The organism is Actinomyces vulturis (genome assembly GCF_001687305.1).
GTDB lineage: Bacteria > Actinomycetota > Actinomycetes > Actinomycetales > Actinomycetaceae > Actinomyces > Actinomyces vulturis.
Genome location: NZ_LZRK01000004.1, coordinates 183,200 through 202,740 on the forward strand (window position 1 = coordinate 183,200; position 19,541 = coordinate 202,740).

Below are 19,541 nucleotides of genomic sequence, written 5' to 3' on the forward strand. Positions count from 1 at the left end.
TCTTACTCCTACTTAATACCAGTCATGGCAATACCCTGAACGATGTGCTTCTGGGTCACCACGAACAAGAGACACACCGGGATGAACAGCATCAATGACCCCATCGCCGTGAGGTTCCACAATGTAAAACTCTCACTCTTGAATAGCGACAGACCAATAGTGATGGTACGCATGTTCATCGATTGAGTCACAATCAATGGCCAGAGGAACTCATTCATCTGAAAAACGAAAGTGAAAAGACCAAGGACGGTCAATGCAGGCTTCGTCTGAGGTAAGACAATAGAGCGATAAATACGCAATTCGCTTGCCCCATCAACACGGGCCGCCTCAATTAACGAATCAGGCACCCCCGAAATGAACTGTCTCATCAAGAAGATAGAAAAAGCACTCATCAAGAACGGGGTTACTAGACCTTGATAAGTATTGAGCCAACCAATCCGGCTAAACATCACATAGAGCGGGATCATACGGACGAAAAACGGGATCATCATGGTAGATAGAATCAGGATGAAGAAAAAGTTTCGTCCCGGGAACTCGAACTTCGCGAATGCGTAAGCAACGAGGGGTGCAAACGTTAAGTGCGACAGAGTAATAAGACCTGCCACCACCACAGAGTTGAGGAAGAAACGACCGAATGGGGCAGCGTCGAAAAGACGACCGATATTCTCCCACTGCCAAGTAGCAGGAAAGATCACTGCCTGTCCACCAACAGCCTCCTGATCCGATTGGAAAGCAAGCGACACCATATACACCAGAGGGAGTACGGCGATAACCGCTGCAATCCACACCAGCACTAAACTCACGATACGTGCACCGGGAAAGAGTTCTTCTTGGCTAAGGGACCGATTCTTTCGTTCAGGTTGAACAAGTTTTTTCTTCGATACGTTCATCACAAAGCCTCCTTCTTCTTTCCGGCACGAATCTGCAAAAGTGACAGTGCAAGGATGACTACCAAGAAGCAGAAACTCATCGCTGAGGCATATCCAAGTTCTCCAGAAGAGAAGGTTTCACGATAGACCTGGTAGACATACAAACTTGTGGCATCTCCAGGGCCACCACCTGTCACCAAGTAGGGCAAACCAAATTGTTGAAGTGTACCGATCATGCCCACGAGAACCACGAAAAGTGTCGTTGGGGCAAGAAGGGGAAGAGTGATGGTCCAGAACCGGCGCCATACGCTGGCACCGTCGATGCGTGCAGCTTCATACACCTGCTGGTCAAGCCCTTGAAGACCTGCCAGGAAGAGCAACATGATGTACCCAGCCTCTTGCCACACAGTGATACCGATGAGCGTCGCTAAGGGCGCTGTAGTAAGCCAGTGCTGTCCTGGCAATCCCAGTCCTGTCAACACGGTATTGAGTACACCAGTGGTGGGGTCGAGGATGTTACGCCACATCAGACCAACAATCGCGATACTGGTCATGTATGGCGTAAGAATCATCGTGCGAGCCACGGTCCGGCCGCGGAAGTTCTGATTAAGGATCAACGCGAGCAGCAAGCCAACGATGGTCGATAGCAACAGAACTACCGCGGCGTAGACCAAGGTGATGAGAAATGAGTGACGCACCGCCGGATCATGAAGGATATCCACATAGTTCTGAACGCCAACTGGACGTAACTTGCGAAATCCTCGCGTAAAGGACAGGCGGAATTCTTCAACGATCGGCCAGAAAAAGAACAGGCCGAAATAGACAATGGCGGGGCTAAGGAAGAGGTAGGCGGTACGCCGTTGGCGTTTAGCCATTCTTCCTTTCCCGCCCACATGGGGCAGGACACTCATATCGCATCAGCCCAACATCTGATGAACAGCAGAGTTGTAGGCCTCAACCTCAGCTGCCGCGTCCTTGTCGTTGAGGATGACGTTTTCGTACATCGTCTTCTCCGCCTCATCGATCTTGGCCATATTCTCACTGTCCCAGAATGCACGGTTCGGTGCCACAGCTAAGGAACGAGCCTCAGCAACCACAGAAAGAATCGGATCATCCTTCACCACAGGAGAATCGGCCCACGACTTACGCGACATTGCCATGCCAGTCTCTTCAGTCACCGCTTCTTGAACCTCCGGAGCCGTCATAGCCTTAATAAGTTCCCATGCCAATTCAGCATTTTGGCTCTTTGCGGGAATCATCAGACCGGATCCGGCAATAGTGGTTTTACGTTCTTTTCCTTTGAGCGGTAAACCTACGGCAAGAGGGAAGTCGGGATCTTCCTTTCGGATCGCACCAATATCCCAGGGGCCGGTAAGAATTAGTCCTGCACGTTTCGTCGTCAAGGTTTTACGCGGGGCAGAATATTCATTCGAGGCTACAGGAACGGGCGCAAGGTGGTCGGTGTAAATCAAGTCTTTCTGGAAATTCAAAGCCTCAACGGCAGCCTCCGGCGGAGTCATCGGCGTATCGCCTTCAGTGGTGTAGGTGACGCCGTTTTGCAACAGCCAAGGAATTCCATAAGAAAAGTCATTATTCAATGCACAACCGTATTCCACTCCAGAATCCTGAATCGCCTTTGAAGCGGACTTAAATTCATCCCATGTCGATGGCATTGCCACGCCTGCTGCATCGAGCATTTCCTTGTTAGCAAAAACCAAACCGCCCATGGTCAAGTGCAGAGGGATTGCGTAAGTTTGGCCATCAGCCTGACGAACTTCAAGGCCTGCGGGAACAAAGTCATCAAGGAATCCTGGGTCCTTATCCAAGAAGTTGTTCAGACTCATGATGTCGCCTTGCTGGCCAAATCGAGTGGACCAGAAACCACCAGGTTCTTCAGTAATATCCGGAACAGAACCAGACAAGAAGTCTGCCATCAGCTTCTGCTTCAGATCGCCCCACTGGTACTGCTGGATATCAACCTTGATATTGTGTTCTTTTTCGAATGCGGCGATGACATCCATATAAGCCTTGTAGTCACGCCCTGCAGACAGGTAGAAGACAAGCGTCTTGCCGGTACGCTCACCTTCAACGCCGCCTTCTGAGACTTCCTCATTTCCTCCTACTCCCCCAGGCGAAGAGCATGCGGCGAGAGTAAGTGCTGCTGCAGCGGCTGCACCAGCGAGAAATGCGCGGCGAGGAACTGCGGACAGTGTGGTGTAGGTGCTACGCGTCATTGCGTCTTTCCTTACTATCTATGTGGTGATGCAAGCGCATCGGTGTGAGTGATGGTGGTGATCTTTCACCAACGACGTGATTAAGGGGCTCACGTCATGTCATTCGACATCTCGCTAGGAGTTGTTTGCCGAATGAACAACCGCCATCCTTCGTTGATGACGGAAGAATGTGGGTTGGTTCCCTGGAGTCGGGACCAGAAATGAGCAAGCATCGAGTTCACGGATTCTTCACTCATGCCAATAGTGGTCAGTGGGGGCTGCATCATGGCACCTTCTGCGCTAGCACCCGTTCCAACAATGCTTAGTTCTTGCGGAATCTTCAGATCAAGATGTTGCGCAGCCATCATCATGCCAATAGCGCCACGGTCGGATGCACAGTACAGGGCCTGAGGACGAGGAGTTTGTGCCAGTGCACAAATGCCCACACGGTATGCCTGAGGAATCGTCGCCGCATCACAGGTAAGTACCCATGGCTGGCGATGATGCTGACGGCACCAGGAAAGGTATGAGGGATAGCGTTCATCCTGTTGTCCCATTGCTTCATCGGCTTCACCGGGATGCTGACCGACATAGGCGATCGTTTCACATCCATTAGCGTGAAGATGGTCGAGTGCCTCACCTACTGCACCAGCTTCATCGGTATAGATCACGTCATACGAGGAGGAATCATCAATTGATAAATCCTCAATAGGGGCGCCACAATTCTCAACGACCATGACAGGGACAGGCGGGGTTGGCAAGGAGTTCATCAATTCACGGCGCGTGTTTTGTGAACAGGACACTAACGCACCATCACAAAGACCACTTCGAAGAGTTTCAGCAATAACATCATCGTGTCCCTCGTCAACGGCGATGGAGACTAATAGATAGTCATGGTCAGCAAAAAAGCGTTGAGCATGAAGAATGTAGCGTTCAACGAAGCGATCCATCGGAGCGTTGTAAAACAACGCCACCGTACGAGTCCGTCCTCTCCTCAGCGATTGGGCGCTCCGGTCACGAACGTAACCAAGATCTTGAGCGGCAGCAAGCACGCGTTCTTGAGTCTTTGCACTAAATCGCTGAGCTTTATTCCCACCAGCAAGAATGTAGGAAACAGTGGACACACTGACACCGCAGGCCTGTGCCACATCGGTGAGTTGAGTGCGTCGTTGCATAAACACTATGATGCACGTCACCACAATAGTTGGTCAAACGTTTGAATATATATCTATTGAGATAACTATTACTTAGGTAAACCTAAGGGTGATGGTCCTAGTTTCTATCAGAACCACCACCCTTAGGCTTAGTTATGCAATATTGTCAGGCTTTTGCATTCACTCTGCTTCAGCAATACCTGCCTTGCCAGTCGCTACGACGCGACGACGACGAGTGCGCGCCTTGAGTGCAGAGCCTCCCCCGGTCAACACAGTGGTGCCGTTGTTATCATCAGCAGAATCAGCAGACGCCTCATCAACGGCCCGAGAAGCCGGCACGGTCTTGCCAGTGACTTCAATCGGCTCAGTCACCGAAGGAGGGGCAGCCTTGGCGCTACGTACTGCGCGACGTTTACGCGGCACAGCAGACTTCGTCACAACGACGCTCTTAGCAACCATCTCCCTCTCGGTATGTCCCTGCGCATCGGAGTCATGTGAAGTCGCAGGATCCATTGAAGCATCTGCATTATCCGCAGGGGCCTGAATACTACGACGTAACTGACGCTTTTTTGATACAGATTTCTCTGCTTGATTTTCCTTGTCATCTGACATAGAAGTCGCGCCTGGAGCATCAGCCTCACTACCTTCTCCCTCACTAGGAGTGCTTTGAGGCGAGGGGGATCGGCGAGAAGAACGCTCACCCCCTCTGGATGAACGGCGCGAACGAGAAGAACGAGAGCGACTAGAGAATTCGGTAGATTCGCCAACTACCACATCAGTATTCTCAGTTAACGCATCATCCGGGACATCATCGGAGTCACGATTATCCCCTGCCTGAAAATCTTTATGCTCGCCAGCAGGATTCTCCTGAGCATCAGCATCTCCATCAGACTCCTGTGCCAGACGTTCACGCTTTTTTGCTTCAGCGGCGGCAGCAATCTGAGCCAAAGTCTGACTCACAGCAGCGCGCTGCATCGAGGACTGATCGTCCTCATCAGTCATGTTCTCACCATCACGCTGATCCGCGTTATGGGAACGGTCGGGACGTGAACGATTCTTACGTCGTGAACGAGAAGAATCGACGTCATCACTATGGGAGGCGTTAGCGGAATTGTCCTGCGCGACGTCATTCTTTTTATTTTGACGCTGCTTTCGACGTGGGGGAACTTGAGCAGAGACAGAATTGTCAATGTCAGCGTTCTCGACAGGAGCATCATGAACGATAAAGCCCCTGCCGTTACAGCATTCACACGTGGTAGAGAACGCTTCAACCAAGCCCTGCCCCACACGTTTACGTGTCATCTGCACCAAGCCCAGGCTGGTCACTTCAGTGACCTGGTGGCGTGTGCGGTCACGCGCCAAGCACTCAACAAGACGACGAAGCACCAGATCACGGTTGGACTCAAGAACCATGTCCACAAAGTCAATAACCACCATGCCGCCGATATCGCGCAGGCGCAGTTGACGCACGATTTCTTCGGCAGCCTCGATGTTGTTCTTCGTTACCGTTTCTTCAAGAGTACCGCCGGCGGTGAATCGACCAGTGTTCACATCGACCACGGTCATCGCTTCGGTACGGTCAATAACGATAGTACCGCCACTAGGCAACCAGACCTTACGGTCAAAGCCTTTCGCCAGTTGCTCATCTACACGATGAGCAGCGAATACATCATCCTTGCTAGTCCAGTGACTCAGGCGTTCACTAAGGTCCGGGGAGACTTCGCCGATGTATTCGGAGATAGTGGCCCATGCCGTGTCACCAGAGACGATCAACTTATTGAAGTCTTCGTTAAAGACGTCGCGGACCACACGCAGAGCAAGTTCAGGTTCGCCCTTGAGGAGTACAGGGGCTTTAGCGGACCCCTTCGCAACCTGCTTGGCTTTCTTATCAATGGTTTCCCACTGCTTGCTCAGGCGCTGCACGTCCTGGGCGATCTGTTCTTCGGTGGCCCCCTCAGCGGCAGTGCGCACAATGACACCGGCATTGTCTGGGACAACCTTTTTGAGAATCTTCTTCAGACGGGCACGCTCAGTGTCAGGAAGTTTGCGGGAAATACCAGTCATCGAGCCACCAGGTACGAGAACCAGGTAGCGGCCAGCCAGGGTGATCTGGCTGGTCAAACGAGCGCCCTTATGGCCAATCGGATCCTTGGTGACCTGAACGAGAACAGTGTCACCGCTCTTGAGTGCATCCTCGATACGACGCGGCTTGCCTTCCATCCCTGCGGCATCCCAGTTGACTTCGCCGGCGTAAAGAACGGCATTACGGTCCTCGCCGAGGTCCACGAACGCCGCTTCCATTGAGGGAAGAACATTCTGGACTCGTCCAATGTAGACGTTACCCACCATGGAGGTCTGAGTGTGTCGAGCCACGTAGTGTTCAACAAGCAGACCATCTTCAATCACGGCGATCTGATTAAGACCGTCCTTTTCACGCACAATCATCGAGCGATCAACACTCTCGCGGCGTGCGAGGAATTCCGCTTCAGTAACAATCGGGCGGCGACGGCCAGCCATGCGGCCTTCACGACGACGCTGACGTTTAGCCTCAAGGCGAGTGGAGCCCTTCAGCGCGGTAATTTCATCACGCACGTCGCGTGAAGAATCAGAACGAGTACGGCTACGGCGACGGCGACGGCGACGCGAGGAACCGGTGTATTCTTCCTCATCGCTCTCATCCTCATCAGATGAATCAGACTCATCGGTAGACTCGCCATCAGAATCGTCCTGAGCGGAGCGGGTACGACTACGGCGCCCACGCCCTCCCCTACGGCGACGACGCCGAGTGGTGCTTTCTTCGTCATCATCCTCAGTGGATTCTGACTCATCTTCCGTCTCTTCGGACTGATCAACAATTAAGTCCTCTCCGTCATCGTCACGACGCTTCCGGAGACGAGTAGGTGAAGACTTCAATGAACGGCCGGAGGTTGCTGCAGCAAGTTCTTCAAGATCATGGGCAACTGACTCGGTGGAATCTTCCTCCGGTCCGCCAAGACTCTGGTCATCACTGTCCCCCGGACGGGAAACAGAGCGAGAACGAGAAGAACGCACGCTCGTGGACTTTTTCCCTGAAGAACGAGTCGGTTTGTCCTGGCGGGATTGACCAGATTCTGCGGATTCATTTTCCTCATCAGCAGATGCACTGGCAGACCTCTCAGCGGTCTTGGAACTTTTCGTCCCCTTCTTTTTCGAATCAGATTTCTTAGCCTCTGACTTCTTCACGTCAGTCTTCTTCCTGGAAGACTTACGCTCAGTCTTTTCTTCAACCTCATCAGATGATTCTGCGAGAGAAGCGAAGGCAGGCTGATCTGCCGACGTCGCGCGGCGGCGTCGACGAGCACGCGTGGGGTCAGGAGTTTGGAACAGAAGAGATGCCGCTGGAAGACGGACTTCAGTCTGTTCGCCAGCAGGACCAGTGGTGGGCTGACTCAGTTCAGGAGTGGAAGCCGACTCAGGCTGGGTTGAAGGAGCAGTAGCCTTACGGCGAGTACGGTGAGCGGGCTGTGACTGCGAATCATTGGACTCAGCAGGCGTAGTTGCCTCTGACGTAGGCGTCATGATGGTCTCCATGGCAGGGACGCACACGTACCTGTGCCCCCTGTCGGGCAAGCCCCACAATGGTGGGGAGAAAAAGTCTCATCGAGCGCATAGGCGCCATCCGGGGCACTCATCTTCTTGATTTTTTGCAGCGACGCCACTGAAGGCGGCGCAAGAAAATCACAAGCACGGACGGATGATTGATTCCTGCCCGGTACGAGGTAGGCATCAACTGGGGTCAGTATCCCACATTTTTATGACGATTCTTGGCAAGGCTTCATGACACTTTGTCTTAAATGCCGGTAGAATCTACCTAATTGATGAGCAGTGGTGACACAAACCACTACCAAACCATTTTGACCCACAACCGAAAGGTGGCGCCAGTGAGCATTGCACCAATGGCGCTAGATTCACTTGATCTAGCGCGATGGCAGTTCGGCATCACAACCGTCTACCACTTCATCCTCGTTCCGCTCACGATCGGTCTTAGCCCGCTCGTGGCATTTATGGAAACGCGCTGGCTCAAGACCGGAAATGAACAGTGGCTCACCGCCACGAAGTTCTTCGGCAAACTCCTGCTGATCAACTTTGCACTCGGTGTGGCAACCGGTATCGTCCAAGAATTCCAGTTCGGCATGAACTGGTCGGAATACTCTCGCGCCGTAGGCAATATCTTCGGCGCTCCCCTTGCCTTCGAAGCGCTGCTTGCCTTCTTCATGGAATCCACTTTCCTGGGACTATGGATCTTCGGCTGGGATCGCCTTAGCCCCAAACTCCACAACCTATGCATGTGGATGGTGGCCATTGGTGTGAATGTTTCTGCCTTCTTCATCTTGGCCGCTAACTCTTGGATGCAGCACCCCGTGGGCGCTGTTGTCAACCCCGAAACTGGACGTTTTGAACTTGACGGTGTGAGCGGTTTCTTTGCTGTTCTCGCCAACCCCATCTTATGGACCACCATCGTCCACGTTATTGCGACCTCTTTCCTTGTCGCAGGCACCATCGTGATGGGCATCTCCGTGTGGTGGATGGTCAAGGCTTCCCGTGCAGGCGAGAACTTCGAGGCACGTGAACTCTGGCGCCGCACCACTCACTTCGGTGCTGTTGTCGTCATCGTTGCTGGACTGCTCACCGCAGGCTCCGGTCACATCCAGGGCCAGATCACCTACCATGAGCAGCCCACCAAGATGGCTGCCGCAGAGGCTCTCTGCGACACAGAAAAGGGTGCAAGTTTCACGGCAATGGCATTCGGTGACTGCGAAAGTGGTATCACCCGTATCATCGAAGTGCCTAAGGTCTATTCCTTCCTAGCCACCAATGATTTCAACTCTGAAATGACGGGCCTTAACGATCTTCAGACCGAATACGCCCAGCGCTTCGGTGAAGACGTTAATTACTCCCCCAACGTCATGATTACTTTCTGGACTTTCCGTCTCATGATCGGCCTGGGCCTGTTGTCAGTGGTTATCGGACTTGGAGTCCTGTGGCTCATCCGTGGCAACAAGCTCATCTCCAACTCCAAGCTCGGCACCCTGGCGCTATGGACCACTCCCCTACCCTTCCTGGGCGCAAGTTTCGGCTGGATCTTCACTGAAATGGGTCGTCAGCCTTGGGTTGTTGCCCCCAACCTCAATGACCCCACGTCCATGGTGTACATGCTCACCCAGGACGGTGTATCTACCGTGGTCTCCAGTGCATCCGTACTGACCTCTATGGTGATCTTCACCCTCCTGTACGCAGCACTCGGCGTGGTCTGGTTCATGCTCTTCCGTCGCTACGTCCGCGAAGGTGTTCGCACCCCCGTGGCGCAGGCAGAAGAATCAGCCTCCAACCTCTCATTTAGTTACTGAGCCTAGAGAGAAAAAGGACAACGATAATGACACTCTCTATCCTCTGGTTCATCCTCATCGCCATCCTCTGGATCGGCTACCTCACCCTCGAAGGTTTCGACTTTGGCGTAGGTATGCTGCTGCGCCCGCTCGCTAAAAACGAGCAGGAACGCCGTGCCATGCTTAAAACCATTGGACCTCACTGGGATGGCAACGAAGTGTGGCTGCTCACCGCTGGTGGCGCTACATTCGCAGCATTCCCTGAATGGTACGGAACCCTCTTCTCCGGTGCCTACCTGGTGCTCTTCCTCATCCTCCTGGCCCTCATCGTGCGTATCTGCGCCATCGAATGGCGCGGTAAGATCAACGACCAGGCCTGGCGTGACCGCTGGGACTGGGCTCACACCATCTCCGCATGGCTGCCCTCCATCCTCTGGGGTGCTGCTTTCGCCAACTTGGTTCAGGGCATGAAGATCGAGGTTGTCACCACGGCAACCGGTGAGGTTGTTCCTCCCGCAGAAGTTCCCGCTGACAGCCTCCTGGCCGGTGCTTCCCACCAGCTCACCGGTGGCTTCTGGAGCCTCATCACCCCCTTCACCTTGCTTGGTGGCGTAGTGACCTGCCTGCTGTTCCTGACCCACGGTGCTCTGTACGTGGCACTCAAGACCGCTGGTGATCTATCGTCGCGTGCTGAAGCACTGGCTAAGAAGACCGGTATCGCCTCCATCGCTGCCACCGCTATTTGGGCCCTGTGGGCACAACTTGCCTACTCCCCCAATGCCATTGCGTGGCTACCCCTCATCCTGACCGCTCTTGCACTCATTGCTTCCTACGCGATGCTGCTCAAGGGACGCCAGGGATGGGCATTTGGTCTGCACTTCGCTGGAATCGCTGGCGCCGTGGTGTACATCTTCTCCAATATGGCACCTGACATCATGCGTTCCTCCATCAATCCGGCCTACTCCTTGACCATCACGCAGGGCGCATCCACTAACACCACCCTCATCATCATGACCGTGGCTGCAGTGATTTTCGTTCCCGTGGTGCTCTTCTACACAATCTGGGGCTACAAGGTCTTCTCCGCTCGTATCCATGCTGATGCGATCGATACCAACGAGGGCCTCCACCCCACCAAGGTTCGTGATTCCTCTCAGCCTGTTGCTCACATCGGCTACTAAGTTTGAGATGAACTGAATCCTCACGATTCATTGACGTGGTGGGGCGGCCAGCATTTGCTGGCCGCCCCACCACCGTTTATCTCAAGGACTAATCGTTATGAAGTGAAGTTGTGAAGACTCGCCATTCATGTTGAACTGCAGTGCTTCGTCGCAACGGTGTTATTTGGGAACGATCACCGCACGATGAATGAATCGTTGAGCACCAGTGAGATGAAATACGCTCATCATCACGTGCGATCAAATGCCCTCACCATCAATCGGAAGGCGCTTAAAACACTACTTTTAACGAACTCAACACCCTTTAACAGTACATACAAATAGTCTTTATACAAATAGTCTTTCCATAAGAAAGGATCAGTTTCGCGTTAACGAAATAGTTGCCATGCAAATAAGCACTCAACCTTGCAGTCAACAAGTTTGTTTAGAAAACAGTCTTGACCACAGTCACGCCAGCAACAGCCACCAGCAAGATCGCGAACAGGAAGGTCAAGGTTGACGGCTTGGCTCGCTGAGACAGTGGGCCACCAATGACACCACCAAGTGACGATGCAGCGGTAAAGGCAAGAACAACGGGCCAATCAATTACCGTACTACCACCCAGACGTTTAGCCAGTGATACAGCCGCAGCAATAATCATCACCACTAGGCTGGTGCCCGAAGCACTACGCATGTCAAATCGCAGAACCAACATAAGCACGGGTACCACGGCGAAGCCCCCGCCTACACCAAAAAATCCGGTCAACATTCCGGTCGCTGTGGCAGCAATAATCACAGCGCCCATACCACGCGCGGGCTTTTCTTCATGCTCCGATTCTCCTTGCGCTGTCAGTGCCTCAGGCTCATGAATCACGGTTTTATTAAGGAGTTTTTCTACGTATGCCTGACGTTTGGCATCACGGAACATAAAAATGCTCACGGTACTCAGGAGGATGGCAAAACTTAGCATGAGCGTGTGCTCGCTGACCTGCTCGTTCGCCCATGAACCGATCAGCGCGCCCGCGCTGGACAACGCCCCAAAGATCGCGCCTTCGCGCCAACGTACTTGTCTACGCTTCGCCTTATTGGGAAGTGAAGCCATTGCGGTAATCATGACGATGACAAGAGATTCTGCGGTGGCGCTGTGTGCTGGCTGACTGAGCAAGTACATGAGTGCAGGAACGGAAAGAATGCCTCCGCCTGCGCCAAGGGCTCCCACCACGATGCCCACGCCGATTCCCACGAGAAGGGCAGTTGCTAGCGACATCGCCATGGTAAGTCTTCTTTCTTTCCAACACAGATCTATTCGTCACGATCTACCGTCAAGCATAAACCTTGTTTATTCAGGCGCTTCGTGGACCTCTAGTCATGCACAGCGCACCATCCATTTCCCTGGCATGATCACCCTGGCTTGATCAGTTCACCTGGCGGGCCCCTGGCCTGGTCCAGCCCCTTGGCTCGGCTCTATTAACGCATTTGCGGGCGCAGGCGCTGACGTACCTGAGGATCCATCACCTCAGCAGGTGCTTGGCCAGCACGAATCAACCGTGCCATGGCCACAAGGTCAGGGCGAATTGAGCGATAGAAATACTCATACCCCGGGCACAAGTAGTTCTGGCCGTCTTCCCCATCCACGGATTTGACGAAGCGATCCTTGGGACAGCCGCCATGACAGAACTTCCGCACGGTGCACCGTTGGCATTGAGCGGTTAATTCAACACTCTTCTTGAGTGCAAACTCATTCATCCGCTCAGTGCTAGCAGCCTCAGCGAAGCTCATGTCTCGCACGTTACCAAGCAACCAGTCTGGCTCCACCCAGTGGTCACAGGCATAAATGTCGCCGTTAAATTCCATGGCGAAGTTGTTGCCACATTCAGGTGCATGAACACAGACGCTAGCAATACCAAACATGGCACTGAGCGCGCTATCAAAGTCCTGAACATAAATACGGCCCACATCGCGAGTCACCCATACATCGAAAATCTGAGTGAGAAACCGACCATAAGCGAGCGGATCAACGCTACGCGACGTCACGGCGTCTCCACTTTGTTGATAAAGAAGGCCCACGCTCCAGCCCTGTTCGGCCTTTTGGAGCTCACGTACGTCAACGCGTTCCACGATAGGAATGAACTGGATGAATTCGGCGCCGAGGTCCTTGGTGAAGTACTCGTAGACCTCAAGGGCGTGATCCTGATTAGCGGCGTGAACGGTGCACAGGATGTTGCAGCGAACGCCGGCATCCTGAAGAAGTTTCCAGCCACGGATAACCTGAGCGTGGGTGGCGCGTCCTGCTTTATTGACTCGGTATGCATCGTGCAGCGGCGCGGGGCCATCGATTGATACGCCAACGAGGAAATCATGGCGTGCCAGGAAACTGGCCCATTGTGGGGTGATAAGTGTGCCATTCGTTTGGAGGGCATGGGTAACGCTTTGAGTGGGGCGTCTATAGTGCTCACACAATTCGATGACACGCTCAAAAAACGGCAAACCACGCATCGTAGGCTCGCCACCTTGCCAAAGCATAGTCACCTCACCATCAGGGCTGTTGGCAAGGTGCTGAGCCACGTAACGTTCCAGCGTTTCCTCATCCATCACCTGACGGGCCGAATCGTAAAGGAGTTCTTTGGAGAGGAAGAAGCAGTAGGAGCAGTCGAGATTACAGGCGGCTCCAGTTGGCTTGGTAACCACTGAGAAAGGCAGGCGACGCCGATCACTCACCTCAACAGGAGAACTCACCTGAGTGGTTGTCTTACTCAATCGATTCTCCTTTTAATGACCAAACGCCTTCATTAATGCTCTTCCGTGATGAAGCCAAAGTTCCAAGATGTCTCGTGCTGTTCCCCAAGCACATACGGGTCAGCGCACTGACGACACAACAATGTTTCTGTACTCATAGCCCCCATCTGGCGTGTAGACAAGCGGTAATCACCGCACAATGACCAGTGATTTTTTAAGGAACGCCTTGTGGAACGGCGCTGTATCAGACACCATCGTATCGACTTTGTTGTGGTCTACGTGTCAATGCCCCGTATCCTTTGGGGGTGAAACCTTTAGATCCGCGACTCATGCGTTATGCCACGCCAGCACGAATCTACATTGCCACCACTGTGATGACCGGTGTGGTGATGACTGCTCTTGTGATGGGACAAGCGTGGCTAATTTCGCGGGTCTTAGCTGATGTTATTTCCCACAACGCCTCCTGGGAGACGGTGAAAAACAGCGTCTACGTATTGCTTGGGGTTTTCGTTATCCGTGGCGTTGTGATGATGGTGCAAGAAGCACTAGCGCACCGAGCCTCCAGCCAAACCATTGCAGTTCTTCGCGAGAAGATTCTGCGCCATGCCGCAGCCCTTGGACCTCGTTGGCAGTCTGAACACGCTACGTCCACAGTCACTCTGGTCACGCGAGGTATTGATGATTTAGAACCGTATTTCACCCGTTACATTCCTCAACTCATTCTTGCTTCAACGCTCACCCCAGCGCTCGTATTGGTGATGGCCACACAGGATATTGCTTCCACTATTGCCGTGGTACTAACAATTCCGTTGATCCCCATCTTCATGATTCTCATCGGCAAACTCACCCAGAAGTACTCTGAGGAGCGTTTAGTCTCCATGCAGCGTTTGGGTGACCAAATGATGGATCTTGTGGCCGGTCTGCCCACATTGAAGGCACTGGGCCGTGAAAATGGCCCTGCTGAACGTGTCCGTACCTTAGGCAAGGCATATAACTCCACCACCATGGCTACGTTGCGGGTTGCTTTTCTCTCAGGTGCAGTCTTGGAATTCCTCACCACTTTGAGTGTGGCAATCGTGGCTGTAGAAGTCGGTTTCCGTCTCCTCTTTGGCCGTGTCGAACTGGCACCTGCTCTCTTCGTCATTATGGTGGCCCCTGAGATTTACCAACCACTGCGCCAGGTAGGTTTCCATTTCCATGCCAGTGCTAACGGCGTGGCTGCTGCTGCAGCAGCATGCGACATTCTTGACCTTCCAATTCCGGAGGAAGGCACTAAGAATCCGGGCGATCTGTCTATTTCAACCATCGTCTGCGAGGACGTCAGTGTGAAAGCACGAGGAATGTGGGCGCCCTACCGCTGCCAAGCAATCATCAAGCCTGGTGAGATTGTGGCGTTAACGGGAGCATCCGGTGTTGGGAAAACAACACTGGTTCACACCCTCCTAGGACTCCTCCCGCCTGATGAGGGGCGTATTTACCTCGAATCCACCACTACGGATGGTCAAGTACGCCGCATTGATTTAGCGGATGTGGACAAGGAACAGTGGCATTCACTCATTACTTGGGTGCCACAACGACCTGTACTCTTTCCCGGAACCGTAGCGCACGCGGTGCTCGATCTTCGCCATTCTTCCCTCTCGTGGGCCAACCTCTCCCCCCAGCAGCAGGCCCGAGCTAGCGGTGCAGCGGACATAGTGGGAGTTACCGACGTCATTAACGAATTACCAGAAGGTTGGGACACCCACATTGGTTACGGTGGCGTGGGCCTCAGCGTGGGCCAACGCCAGCGCGTAGCCCTGGCTCAGGCACTCGTCAGTGATGCTCCCTTGGTTATCCTTGATGAGCCCACCGCCCATCTTGATGCCCGAAGTGAGTCCCTGGTTGGCAATGGCGTGCGTGCTATTGCTGCTCAAGGTCGTACCGTCATTGTGATTGCTCACCGCCAAGCCTTACTCAACGTGGCCGATACACATATTGCTGTGCATAACCACGCGTTTGCCCCGGAGGCCGTGTGATGACTACTTCTTCTTCTCCCGTTTCTTCCTCTGTCATGGACTCGACAACTGCCATGTCTTCCCCTGGCAGCACTACTGGGCAAGACTCACACCGCGGCAAGGCCCAACACTTCACGTTACCTAATGTTGAGTGGACAAGTTTGTGGCGCGCCATTGCTCTGCTTGACGTGTCCCGCTCACGTTTTACTTGGAGCGTGATTGCTGGTGCTGGCGGTTTGGTTAGTGCCATTGGCCTGGCTGCTGTGGCCGCGTGGCTGATTGCTCGCGCTTCCCAGCATCCCGACGTAGTCATGCTTGGGGTGGCTCCCGTGGCCGTGCGCCTGTTCGGTATTTCTCGCGCCGTCCTGCGTTACATTGAACGCCTCGTCTCCCATGACACAGCGTTGCGAGGTATGACGAGCCTGCGTGCCACCGTGTACGAAACACTCGCCCATTCACGTACTGACACTGTAGCCAGCCTCGAACGCGGCGACGTGCTCGCCCGTATCGGTGCTGATATCGATGCCGTGGGTGACGTTGTCGTACGTTCGCTCTTACCTATATGCGTAGCCTTCACCGTTGGCATTGCTACCACCGTATTTCTGTGCTTTATCGATATACGCGCTGGACTGTTAGTGGGCCTGTGTCTCATTCTCTCGGGTGTTCTTGGCCCATGGGCTACGCTACGTTCAGCACGTGCAGCTGAACTTACTCAGCGTATGAATGAGCGAGACTTGACGACCACGACGATGACTATGGTGCGTGAAGCGAGCCAGTTACAGGTCAGCGGCACGATGGGCCAAATGCGCGATCACCTCAGTGATATCGAGCGATCTCTCCAAATGGGGAAAGATCGTGCAGCACGCCCGGCAGCATTGGCTGCAGCAGTCGACATTATGGCCACCGGCCTAGCGGTGGTGGGTTCTGCCATTATCGGTATTGAAGCCGTGCATTCTGGCGCTATCCCCCACGTCATGTTGGCCGTCTTAGTATTGACTCCCCTCGCGGCATTTGAGGGTACGGCCATGATGAGCGGCGCTAGTGTTCAATTAGTGCGCTCGGCTGATGCTGCTCATCGCATCATCACTCTTCTTGATCATGCAACGGATACGGCAGAAGAAACTTCCCCCACCTCCTCGCACGTCATAAGGGAATCCTCCCATGCCATGACAAGCCCCTCAAACCATGCGATTACCGATTTCCCTGTTGTTCCGGCGACATCGGTAGCCTCTGATTCAGTTGCATTCTCCGACCTCAGACCATCCCTCTCAGGCACAGTTAACCAACCTGTGACACTACGTGCTGAAAACCTAGCCGTTGGGTGGCCAGGCGGTCCCGTTGTTCTCGAGGGCATTAACCTCTCACTCACCGTCGGTTCCCGTGTCGCCATTGTGGGCCCCTCAGGAATCGGTAAATCTACACTGCTCTACACCCTTGCTGGTCTGCTAGAGCCACGTGCAGGCAGCGTCACTATTAACGGCGAACACCTATGGGGTGCTGATCGCGCACATGTTGCCTCGATGGTGGCCATGACTGCCGAAGATGCTCATATTTTCCACACCACGATCCTGGAAAACCTCCGTGTCGCACGTGGTGATCTCACTGAAGATGAAGCATTGAACCTTCTCTATCAAGTCAACCTTGGTTCTTGGGTCCGTTCACTCCCTGAAGGTTTAGATACTCTGCTGGGAAGTGACGCATCGAGTGTCTCCGGTGGTGAACGGCGTCGAATTCTATTGGCACGTGCCCTCGCTGCCCCCGCGCCGCTCATGCTTCTCGATGAACCTACCGAACACATGGATCCTGCCACCGCCGACGCCGTGGTAGGACGTATGCTCTCCACTCATCCTGATCGTGGAGTCCTCGCCGTCACGCACCGCTTAAGCGCCGTAACTAAAGCAGACGACATTCTTGTCATCGCCAAAGGCAAAAATTCCCCTGCCCGAGTCAAAGAACGCGGTACGCACGAATACCTCCTCACTCACGATGAGGGATACCGTTGGTCGTGGACACAGGAGCAGAACAATGACCGTTAGCCCGTATGACCACATTCGCTTCCCCGGGGTTCCCGATGATTTTGAGGTCCCGGACATGCCAATGCCCGCCACCGCCACGCCAGACGACCCTGACGGATACGGAGCGGTTGCTTGGGCGGTACATGCCTCTCGCTTAACCTCTACGCGTGCCGGTGCAGCAGTCCTTCCCGAAGAACACCTCGACAGCGACACGGTGGATCTCCTCCAAGCAGCCCTGCGCCTCACCAGTTCTCTCAAAGTGCGTGACGCCCTACGCGCTCTCGCTGACTCTGCCTGCTCACTGACTGGAGCAGCCTGGGGAACTATCGCGGTCCTTTCCCATACCGATGAAGTAGGCACCATTCATACGGGGCATCCCACCGCCACCACTGAGGAACTTGCTCACCGTATTTCCCTTAGCACTCCCTCCGCTAACAACGCCCCTTCCGAGGCGATGCCCTCAGACACTGGTCAGGTCATCATCGATAACGATCTCGGGGTTTCTCAAGCCTTCACCGGTCCTATCGAAGGCGAAGGCGGAGGCAATCTCCTCACCGTTCCTCTCCAAATGCATGGCCAGATTTATGGCCGCATGTACCTATGCGATAAACCCGGAGGTTTTACCAACGACGACGTGACCACGGTGCTCACCCTCGCTGGCGCAGCAGCGGTGGCCGTAGAAAATGCTCGTCTCTACCGTCAGGCTCGTGACCGCGAACAGTGGATGTTCGTCTCTCAGGAACTCACTACCCTGCTACTCAGCGGTATGGATCAAGAAGATGTGCTTATGCATATCGCTCAGCGTGTGCGGACCGTCTCTCATGCTGATACTGCTGCGTTGATTCTGCCCAGTGTTGGCGATTCATGGGTGTGCGAGATTGCTGAAGGCAAGCACGCTCATGAACTCGTCGGCACTTTCTTCCCTCCCGAAGGACGTGCGCGTACCACCCTTGAGCGTGGTGAGGGTCTTACGGTTGCGTCGCTCGCCCATGAAGATGTTGTTCTTGTTGAGGTGCTCAAGCAATTCGGTCCCGCGCTTTTTGCGCCCATGATGTTCCAAGGACGCGGAGTGGGAGTCATGCTATTGCTCCGTGAACAAGGCGCACCGGCCTTCACCAGCCAAGACCTGGAAATCGCTGAACTAGTGGCAGGCCAAGCCACCATGGCATTTGAGCTTGCAGATGCTCAGCATGCTGAGGAAATGGCTACTCTTCTTGATGAACGTGCACGAATCGGCCGAGACCTTCACGATCTTGCTATCCAACAGTTGTTTGCTACCGGGATGCAGATTTCTGCCGCGCGCGAGTCAATTGCCCGCGGAGAGAAGGTGGATTGCGAGCAAGTGTGTATTGCTCTCGACCAGTCCTTGGCTGCTGTCGATGACTCGGTACGTCAGATTCGTTCGATTGTCCGCTCCCTGCGCGAACCTGATGATGACGTAAGCCTTGTTGAACGCTTGCGCCGTGAAGCTTCTTTGGCTCGTACCGCCTTGGGCTTTGCACCCTCGCTTGTGTTAAGTCTGGATGGCCTGCCGTTAACGGTGAATTCACGCGATGAAGAAGACCAACTCATTGACACTATTGATTCTCTCATCGATCAAGACGTCGCTGATGACATGGTGGCTGTCGTCCGTGAGGGTCTGAGTAACGTGGCCCGTCATGCACATGCCTCATCAGTGACGGTCGACGTGCGGGTGGAGAGCGGGCGAATCGATTCGTCTCATCCTCAGGTAGAAATCATCGTGCGAGATGACGGCGTGGGCGTAGATCCCGCGGTGACCCGCTGCTCGGGGACAGCCAATATGGCTGAGCGTGCACGCAGGCACGGTGGTTCCTTCGTCATGGGTCCCCGTGCTCGTTCTGACGGTGCTCGTCGCGGAACCTGCTTCACCTGGATTGCGTCACTATCTGGTGAAGTCGTTGTGTGATACACGTTTCTTACCAAAAAGTGATCATTCGACACGGCAAGACTCTCATTAGTCAAAAAGCCAAGATCCCCCTCAACAAATCAGTGTGAGAGCGTATCGACTCAACAGCGCCG

12 protein-coding genes are annotated in these 19,541 nt (G+C 54.0%); 5 read left to right on the forward strand and 7 right to left on the reverse strand.

Translation table 11 applies throughout. From position 1 onward, the window contains the following. Window positions 1-8 precede the first annotated feature (8 nt). The 5 genes from A9753_RS07620 to A9753_RS09465 all read right to left on the reverse strand — a co-directional run bounded on the left by A9753_RS07620 (window position 9) and on the right by A9753_RS09465 (window position 7,794). Window positions 9-890, reverse strand: coding sequence for a carbohydrate ABC transporter permease (locus A9753_RS07620; protein ID WP_067782772.1), 882 nt, complete (start codon window positions 888-890; stop codon window positions 9-11). After that, window positions 890-1,744 (reverse strand): carbohydrate ABC transporter permease, encoded by an 855-nt coding sequence (locus A9753_RS07625; protein WP_067782775.1) that lies wholly within the window; start codon window positions 1,742-1,744, stop codon window positions 890-892. Before A9753_RS07625 ends, A9753_RS07620 begins: the two co-directional genes overlap by 1 nt. Before the next feature lie 42 nt (window positions 1,745-1,786). Beyond that, window positions 1,787-3,103, reverse strand: a complete 1,317-nt coding sequence (locus A9753_RS07630) for an ABC transporter substrate-binding protein (RefSeq protein ID WP_067782777.1) — start codon at window positions 3,101-3,103, stop codon at window positions 1,787-1,789. Between the two features lie 89 nt (window positions 3,104-3,192). Continuing rightward, on the reverse strand, window positions 3,193-4,257 hold the full coding sequence (locus A9753_RS07635; RefSeq protein WP_067782780.1) for a LacI family DNA-binding transcriptional regulator: 1,065 nt from the start codon (window positions 4,255-4,257) through the stop codon (window positions 3,193-3,195). 159 nt (window positions 4,258-4,416) lie between these two features. Then, complete coding sequence (locus tag A9753_RS09465) at window positions 4,417-7,794, reverse strand: Rne/Rng family ribonuclease (protein WP_083090407.1); 3,378 nt, start codon at window positions 7,792-7,794, stop codon at window positions 4,417-4,419. Between the two features lie 362 nt (window positions 7,795-8,156). Between A9753_RS09465 and A9753_RS07645 the strand changes: the two genes are divergently transcribed. Both A9753_RS07645 and cydB read left to right on the forward strand, forming a co-directional pair. Next, complete coding sequence (locus A9753_RS07645) at window positions 8,157-9,623, forward strand: cytochrome ubiquinol oxidase subunit I (protein WP_067782783.1); 1,467 nt, start codon at window positions 8,157-8,159, stop codon at window positions 9,621-9,623. 26 nt (window positions 9,624-9,649) lie between these two features. Next, window positions 9,650-10,780, forward strand: coding sequence for a cytochrome d ubiquinol oxidase subunit II (gene cydB / locus A9753_RS07650; RefSeq protein WP_067782786.1), 1,131 nt, complete (start codon window positions 9,650-9,652; stop codon window positions 10,778-10,780). A 421-nt stretch (window positions 10,781-11,201) separates the two neighbouring features. Here the strand turns inward: cydB and A9753_RS07655 are convergent, their stop codons facing one another. Beyond that, window positions 11,202-12,029, reverse strand: coding sequence for a sulfite exporter TauE/SafE family protein (locus A9753_RS07655; protein WP_245637408.1), 828 nt, complete (start codon window positions 12,027-12,029; stop codon window positions 11,202-11,204). Between the two features lie 194 nt (window positions 12,030-12,223). Further along, window positions 12,224-13,513 carry an anaerobic sulfatase maturase gene (locus A9753_RS07660; protein WP_245637409.1) on the reverse strand — a complete coding sequence of 430 codons (1,290 nt, stop codon included), beginning with the start codon at window positions 13,511-13,513 and terminating at the stop codon, window positions 12,224-12,226. A gap of 308 nt (window positions 13,514-13,821) precedes the next feature. Here A9753_RS07660 and cydD point away from each other — a divergent pair, with 308 nt between their 5' ends. Genes cydD through A9753_RS07675 form a run of 3 tightly spaced genes read left to right on the forward strand, consistent with a single transcriptional unit; the run spans window position 13,822 to window position 19,428 of the window. Further along, the gene (gene cydD / locus A9753_RS07665) at window positions 13,822-15,507 is read left to right on the forward strand and encodes a thiol reductant ABC exporter subunit CydD (RefSeq protein ID WP_067782789.1); all 1,686 of its coding nucleotides are present in this window, start codon (window positions 13,822-13,824) and stop codon (window positions 15,505-15,507) included. Further along, the gene (locus tag A9753_RS07670; RefSeq protein ID WP_245637410.1) at window positions 15,507-17,522 is read left to right on the forward strand and encodes an amino acid ABC transporter ATP-binding/permease protein; all 2,016 of its coding nucleotides are present in this window, start codon (window positions 15,507-15,509) and stop codon (window positions 17,520-17,522) included. Before cydD ends, A9753_RS07670 begins: the two co-directional genes overlap by 1 nt. Then, the gene (locus tag A9753_RS07675; RefSeq protein ID WP_067782792.1) at window positions 17,512-19,428 is read left to right on the forward strand and encodes a GAF domain-containing sensor histidine kinase; all 1,917 of its coding nucleotides are present in this window, start codon (window positions 17,512-17,514) and stop codon (window positions 19,426-19,428) included. The genes A9753_RS07670 and A9753_RS07675 overlap by 11 nt, the downstream gene beginning before the upstream one ends. The last annotated feature ends 113 nt before the right edge of the window (window positions 19,429-19,541 follow it).

Coding starts and splice junctions, on each gene's coding strand:
- A9753_RS07620 (WP_067782772.1), bottom strand. CDS start 890: ATGAACGTATCGAAGAAAAAACTTGTTCAACCTGAACGAAAGAATCGG.
- A9753_RS07625 (WP_067782775.1), bottom strand. CDS start 1,744: ATGGCTAAACGCCAACGGCGTACCGCCTACCTCTTCCTTAGCCCCGCC.
- A9753_RS07630 (WP_067782777.1), bottom strand. CDS start 3,103: ATGACGCGTAGCACCTACACCACACTGTCCGCAGTTCCTCGCCGCGCA.
- A9753_RS07635 (WP_067782780.1), bottom strand. CDS start 4,257: ATGCAACGACGCACTCAACTCACCGATGTGGCACAGGCCTGCGGTGTC.
- A9753_RS09465 (WP_083090407.1), bottom strand. CDS start 7,794: ATGACGCCTACGTCAGAGGCAACTACGCCTGCTGAGTCCAATGATTCG.
- cydB (WP_067782786.1), top strand. CDS start 9,650: ATGACACTCTCTATCCTCTGGTTCATCCTCATCGCCATCCTCTGGATC.
- A9753_RS07655 (WP_245637408.1), bottom strand. CDS start 12,029: ATGGCGATGTCGCTAGCAACTGCCCTTCTCGTGGGAATCGGCGTGGGC.
- cydD (WP_067782789.1), top strand. CDS start 13,822: ATGCGTTATGCCACGCCAGCACGAATCTACATTGCCACCACTGTGATG.
- A9753_RS07670 (WP_245637410.1), top strand. CDS start 15,507: ATGACTACTTCTTCTTCTCCCGTTTCTTCCTCTGTCATGGACTCGACA.
- A9753_RS07675 (WP_067782792.1), top strand. CDS start 17,512: ATGACCGTTAGCCCGTATGACCACATTCGCTTCCCCGGGGTTCCCGAT.